We start from the raw sequence: 4,596 nt of genomic DNA on the forward strand, positions 1-4,596 counted from the left end.
CGCAGCTGGTGATGCCCGATCGTAGCACGTGGGGCGATGGGCACGCCAAGCCCAGTGTGTTCGATGGCGTACGCAGCGGCTGGGCGTGGATGCCGCGTCGTTGGACGCAGGTGACGGCCGATACCGGCGTGGGTGATCCGCACGCGGCCACCGCGGAGAAGGGCGCCGCGTTCGTGGCGCAGGCGGTGGCGCGGATTACGGCGTTTTGTATCCAGCTCGCGGGCGCGGATCCGAATGCGATGTGGGCGGACCGCTAGGGGCTACGTCAGCGGCGCAGCTCCACCGTCTGCGCCGCGTTGTCGCCATCGCCGAAGTACAGCGAGTGTCGCTTCTCGCCGGGCATTGATAGCAACACCACGATGTTGGCCTGATTCGGAAAGCGCTCGGCCAACAGCGTGTTGCGAATCGAGAGCGTGCCCGGAGCACGCGCGGCGTTGAATTGCAGCAGGTACCAGTGCACGGTGCCGCCCACCGGATCCCTGTCCACGCCCTGCTGCACCAGCGTGGCCTTGAGCGCGCGACCATCGGCCGACACGCTCACCTTGGCATTGAAGTACGCCGTGAAAAGCGAGTCGGCCTTGGGGTCGCCATCCAGCGCGAAGGCGGGGCGACGCGCATAGGCGCGCAGCCCCTTCTCCAGATCATCACTGAACAGCCGCACCTTCCACATTACGGTGCCGTTCTCGACCACGGCGCGCGTGTGCGTGCTGTGCACCTCGTGTATGACACGAACACCCGCGTCGCCGCCACCGAACAACAGGGCTGCCAAGGTCAGCGTCGTCAGCTTCATGTGATCATCCGTGACCTTCGCAATCTCCTTGTCGGAGAAGAAGCCGTAGTCGTGTGACTTCTCGTTGCCGCGCCACACTTCGGCCGGCAGGAGCAGGAGGGCAGCCGTAAAGGTGCGGAGCGACGTTCGCATGCGACAGAGAGCGACGTGGGTGGTCACGACCAGTCGCCGAGGCGCTGGACCAGCAGCATGAGCGCGAGACCGCCGGTTACGCCGACCAGAAATTGTATCCACCGGCGACGCGGAAGTATCGCAGGGACGAGCGCGGCGCCCATGGTGAGTACGACACCCAGAATCACCAGCTGCCCGAGCTCGAGTCCGATGTTGAACGCGAGCAGCGGACTGGCGATGCTTGCTTCGTTGCCGAGCAGCGCCCGGAGGTACGTCGAGAAGCCCAATCCGTGAATGAGACCGAAGAACAGCGCCATGCCGTAGCGCGAGAGCGTGACCGGGTTCTCGGGGCGCTGCGGGGTGGCGGCGGTGTACGCGCCGAGCGCCGTCAGCAGAATGGTGGCCGGGATCAGCGTTTCCACGAGCGGCGACGACACCGATACCAGCCGCAGCGTGGCGAGGGCCAGCGTGATGCTGTGGCCCACGGTGAACGCGGTGACGAGGATGGCCAGACGGCGCCAGTCACGGATCCCGAAGGGAATGGCGAGCGCCGTGACGAAGAGGATGTGATCGTACCCGGCCAGATCGGCGATATGCCGAAAGCCGAGTTCGAGGTAGATGCGAAACTCGTCGAGCATGCGCTACGCTGGCGCGTTCAATAGTCTACCGGTCGCAGATACGACTCGCCGATCCCCGATTGGCTCACCAGCGCCGTGGCAGGTGGGCGTCGCTTCCAGTGCGTCCCGTTCAAGCGCTTCGACACCAGCGTGAGTTCATCGCGCTGAAAGCCACGCGAGCGCAGCGCCTCGTGCGAGAAGCCGTGCAGCATGCCGTTCAGGATCTCGTCGGCGCGTGCGTAGCTGATGCCGAGGTCGCCTTCGTCGGTCTGGCCGGCAATGAGATCGGCCGTGGCCGGCTTGGTGATGATGATGTCGGGCACGCCCAGGTGACGGGCGAGGGCCCACACCTGCGTTTTGTACAGATCGCCGATGGGGTTGATCGGCGGAGAGTCGTCGGCGTGCCAGGTGAAGTAGCCGAAGAGGCGCTCGGTCTTGTTGCCGGTACCCAGAGGCAGCGCGCGATAGCGGGCCGACAAGTCGAACAGCGCAATCATGCGCGTGCGGGCCATGATGTTGCCGCGACGCGAGGCATCGGCGTCGGGTTCGGCGGTGAGGTAGCCGTCCACGGCCGGGCTGATGTCGACGGTGCGCGACTCGATGCCGAGGGCGTCGATGACCAGCTGCGCGTGGTCGAGTGATTCCGCGCTCGACGTGCGGTATGGGAGTCGCACCCCGATCACGTTCTCACGACCGAGCGCGCGCACGGCGAGAAACGCGGTGACGGCGGAATCGACGCCGCCGGAGATGCCGATGACGACTTTCCCGAAGCCACGGCGCGTGAGCTCTTCGCGCAGAAAGCCGGTGAGCCACTCTTCCGTCATCTCGGCGTCGATGGCCAGCGGCGGCGGGCCGCCGTGGTCGCGCAGCTCGTGCCGGATCACGGGCAGCGATTCAGGAATCGCGCGCACCATCGCGCTGGCGCGCTGCAGGGCGTCAGTGGGAACGGCAAATTCCCCGGTGCTGAAGCCGCGGGCCCCGCGCAGCAGGTCGGCGGCGGCGGGCTCGGGTCCGTCGTACGTCAACGACACCGGCGCGCCGTCGTGGACCCGACGGATGTTGTCGAGCACGTGGGGCAGGGCGACTCGCAGGTCGCTCAGCATCGGCCCGTCGGCGCGGGCGCGCACGAGGTCATCGAGATCGACCGTGAGGGACACGAAGGACTCATCCCACACCGGGGCGCGGCCGCGCACGTCACCGCCGGGGCCGACCAGGTGCGACGTACCGAAGAAGCGCTTGCCGCCTTCGGAGCCCACCAGGTTCACGAAGCTGGTGTACACGCCCTGTTCTTCGGCGATGTCGCGAACGAGCCGTTCCCAACGGGCGGCACTGTACGGACCGGCGATCCCGTCGTCACGCGGCCATATGCCGCGAGCCGGGGCGGCCGATGACACGAACACCACCTGGGCGCCGTCGAGGGCGGCGATGGTGCCGCTGATGGAGTGCCAGGCGTCTTCGCACACCAGAATGGCGGCGCGACCCCACGGGGTCTCGAACGCGCGGATATCCGTGCCGCGTTCCACGAAGCGCTCTTCGTCGAAGAGCCCGTAGGTGGGCAGATAGTTCTTGCGGTGCACGTGCCGGATGACGGGCGGGCCGTCGTCAAGGCCGATGGTGAGGTAGGCGGCGCTGTTGTACAGCGTGTCGCGCCACCGCTCGTAGAAGCCGATCACGAGGTCCATCGCCACGCAGTCGATCCCAGCCGCCGCACAGGCGGTTCGGTAGACGTCATCGAGATCGTAGGCCAGTGCCCCAGCGGTGCAGGCGACTTCACGGACGCCCCCCTCCACGAAGTAGCCCGACAGGGCCGTCTCGGGGAAATGCACGACCTGCGGGCGCGGGTCGAGGGTGGCGGCTTGCGCGCACAGACGCCCGATACGGGCGAGATTGGCGGCTACGTCGCCCTTGCGGGGGGCGAACTGGCAGAGAGCCAGCGTCAGCGGACGAATCGAATCACCAGGCATGACTGCAAACTAGGAGGATCGGCCCGGATCGCCTACCGTCGGGCGCCGCATTGGAGCCGGCAACCGCGGCGAACCGCGTGCGGAACCGGCGTGCCGAACCGGCGTGCCGTCAGACGTGTACAATTCCCCCATGCGTCCACTGATTTCCCGACACGAACTGTCTCACCGTTGCCTGGCATGCATCGCGTGGACCCTGCTGCTGGCGGCCGCCGTGCCCCTCGGCCTCGCGGCACAGGGCGCGCCGGCCTCCACCGGCGAGGCGTGGCAGATCATCACACCGGCGCAGGCGTCGCTGGTGCTGGGGCGCGATGGTGCGCTGATCGGAGAGATTGGCCGGGAGCGTCGTGTCAACGTCCCGCTGCGCTCGCTGCCCAAGTACGTCGGGAATGCGTTTGTCGCGGTGGAAGACAAGCGCTTCTACCAGCACGACGGCGTCGACCTGGTGGGTGTAGCCGGTGCCATCAAGGACGCGGTCACCAAGGGCAATCTTCGCGGCGCCAGCACGATCACGCAGTTGCTGGTGGGCAACATGCACCCCGACCTGATCGATCGTCGGGATGTGTCGCCCGGCCGCAAGCTGCGTGAGCAGCAGGCAGCGCGCGAAATGGAACGCCATTACAACAAGGAGCAGATCCTCGAGGCGTTCCTCAATCAGATCTCGTTCGGACGCGGCGCCTTCGGCATCGAGATGGCCGCGCGGCAATTCTTCGGCAAAGGCGCGGCCGATCTCACGCTGGCTGAGGCGGCTTCGCTGGCGTCGATGCCCAAGAGCCCCGTGCAATACGATCCGGCCCGCTATCCCGATCGCAATCGCACGCGCCGCAACACGGTGCTCGCGTTGATGGCGGAGCAGGGGTACATCACGGCCGCGCAGTCGGCGGCGGCGCAACGCGAGCCGGTGCGCACCGTAACTCCCACACGTGGTACGGCGCCGTGGGTGGTGGACGTGGTGCGCGTACAGGCCGAGCGAGCGGGCATTGCTGTGATGCAGGGTGGGTATCGCATTCACACCACGATCGACGCCGCGCTGCAGCGCGCCGCACAGCAGGCGCTCAGCGGTGGACTGGATGAGATCGAAACGCGCCCCGGCTTTCGTGGACAGCGCTGCGCGCGC

General features: G+C 67.2%; 5 protein-coding genes. 2 read left to right on the forward strand and 3 right to left on the reverse strand.

Going from position 1 to position 4,596, the window contains the following annotated elements; genetic code table 11:
- A partial coding sequence (locus ACIRA7_RS15100; RefSeq protein WP_396221668.1) for a creatininase family protein occupies window positions 1–257 on the forward strand: 257 nt, incomplete at its 5' end.
- Between the two features lie 8 nt (window positions 258–265).
- On the opposite strand, the gene ACIRA7_RS15105 is transcribed toward ACIRA7_RS15100, so the two are convergent.
- From ACIRA7_RS15105 to ACIRA7_RS15115, 3 genes are read right to left on the reverse strand one after another with little or no spacing between them, the layout of a single operon-like run.
- Window positions 266–922, reverse strand: a complete 657-nt coding sequence (locus ACIRA7_RS15105; RefSeq protein ID WP_396221669.1) for a DUF6702 family protein — start codon at window positions 920–922, stop codon at window positions 266–268.
- Between the two features lie 23 nt (window positions 923–945).
- Window positions 946–1,539 carry a HupE/UreJ family protein gene (locus tag ACIRA7_RS15110; RefSeq protein WP_396221670.1) on the reverse strand — a complete coding sequence of 198 codons (594 nt, stop codon included), beginning with the start codon at window positions 1,537–1,539 and terminating at the stop codon, window positions 946–948.
- Between the two features lie 17 nt (window positions 1,540–1,556).
- Window positions 1,557–3,482: an NAD+ synthase gene (locus tag ACIRA7_RS15115; RefSeq protein ID WP_396221671.1), complete on the reverse strand. Its 1,926-nt coding sequence runs from the start codon at window positions 3,480–3,482 to the stop codon at window positions 1,557–1,559.
- Between the two features lie 130 nt (window positions 3,483–3,612).
- On the opposite strand from ACIRA7_RS15115, the gene ACIRA7_RS15120 reads away from it, so the two are divergent.
- On the forward strand, window positions 3,613–4,596 hold a 984-nt coding region (locus tag ACIRA7_RS15120; protein WP_396221672.1), incomplete at its 3' end, for a transglycosylase domain-containing protein.

This window comes from Gemmatimonas sp., from assembly GCF_044376735.1.
Taxonomy (GTDB): domain Bacteria; phylum Gemmatimonadota; class Gemmatimonadetes; order Gemmatimonadales; family Gemmatimonadaceae; genus Gemmatimonas.

Excerpts from the sequence above, each read along its gene's own strand:
- ACIRA7_RS15105 (WP_396221669.1), bottom strand. The coding sequence starts at position 922 with ATGCGAACGTCGCTCCGCACCTTTACGGCTGCCCTCCTGCTCCTGCCG.
- ACIRA7_RS15110 (WP_396221670.1), bottom strand. The coding sequence starts at position 1,539 with ATGCTCGACGAGTTTCGCATCTACCTCGAACTCGGCTTTCGGCATATC.
- ACIRA7_RS15115 (WP_396221671.1), bottom strand. The coding sequence starts at position 3,482 with ATGCCTGGTGATTCGATTCGTCCGCTGACGCTGGCTCTCTGCCAGTTC.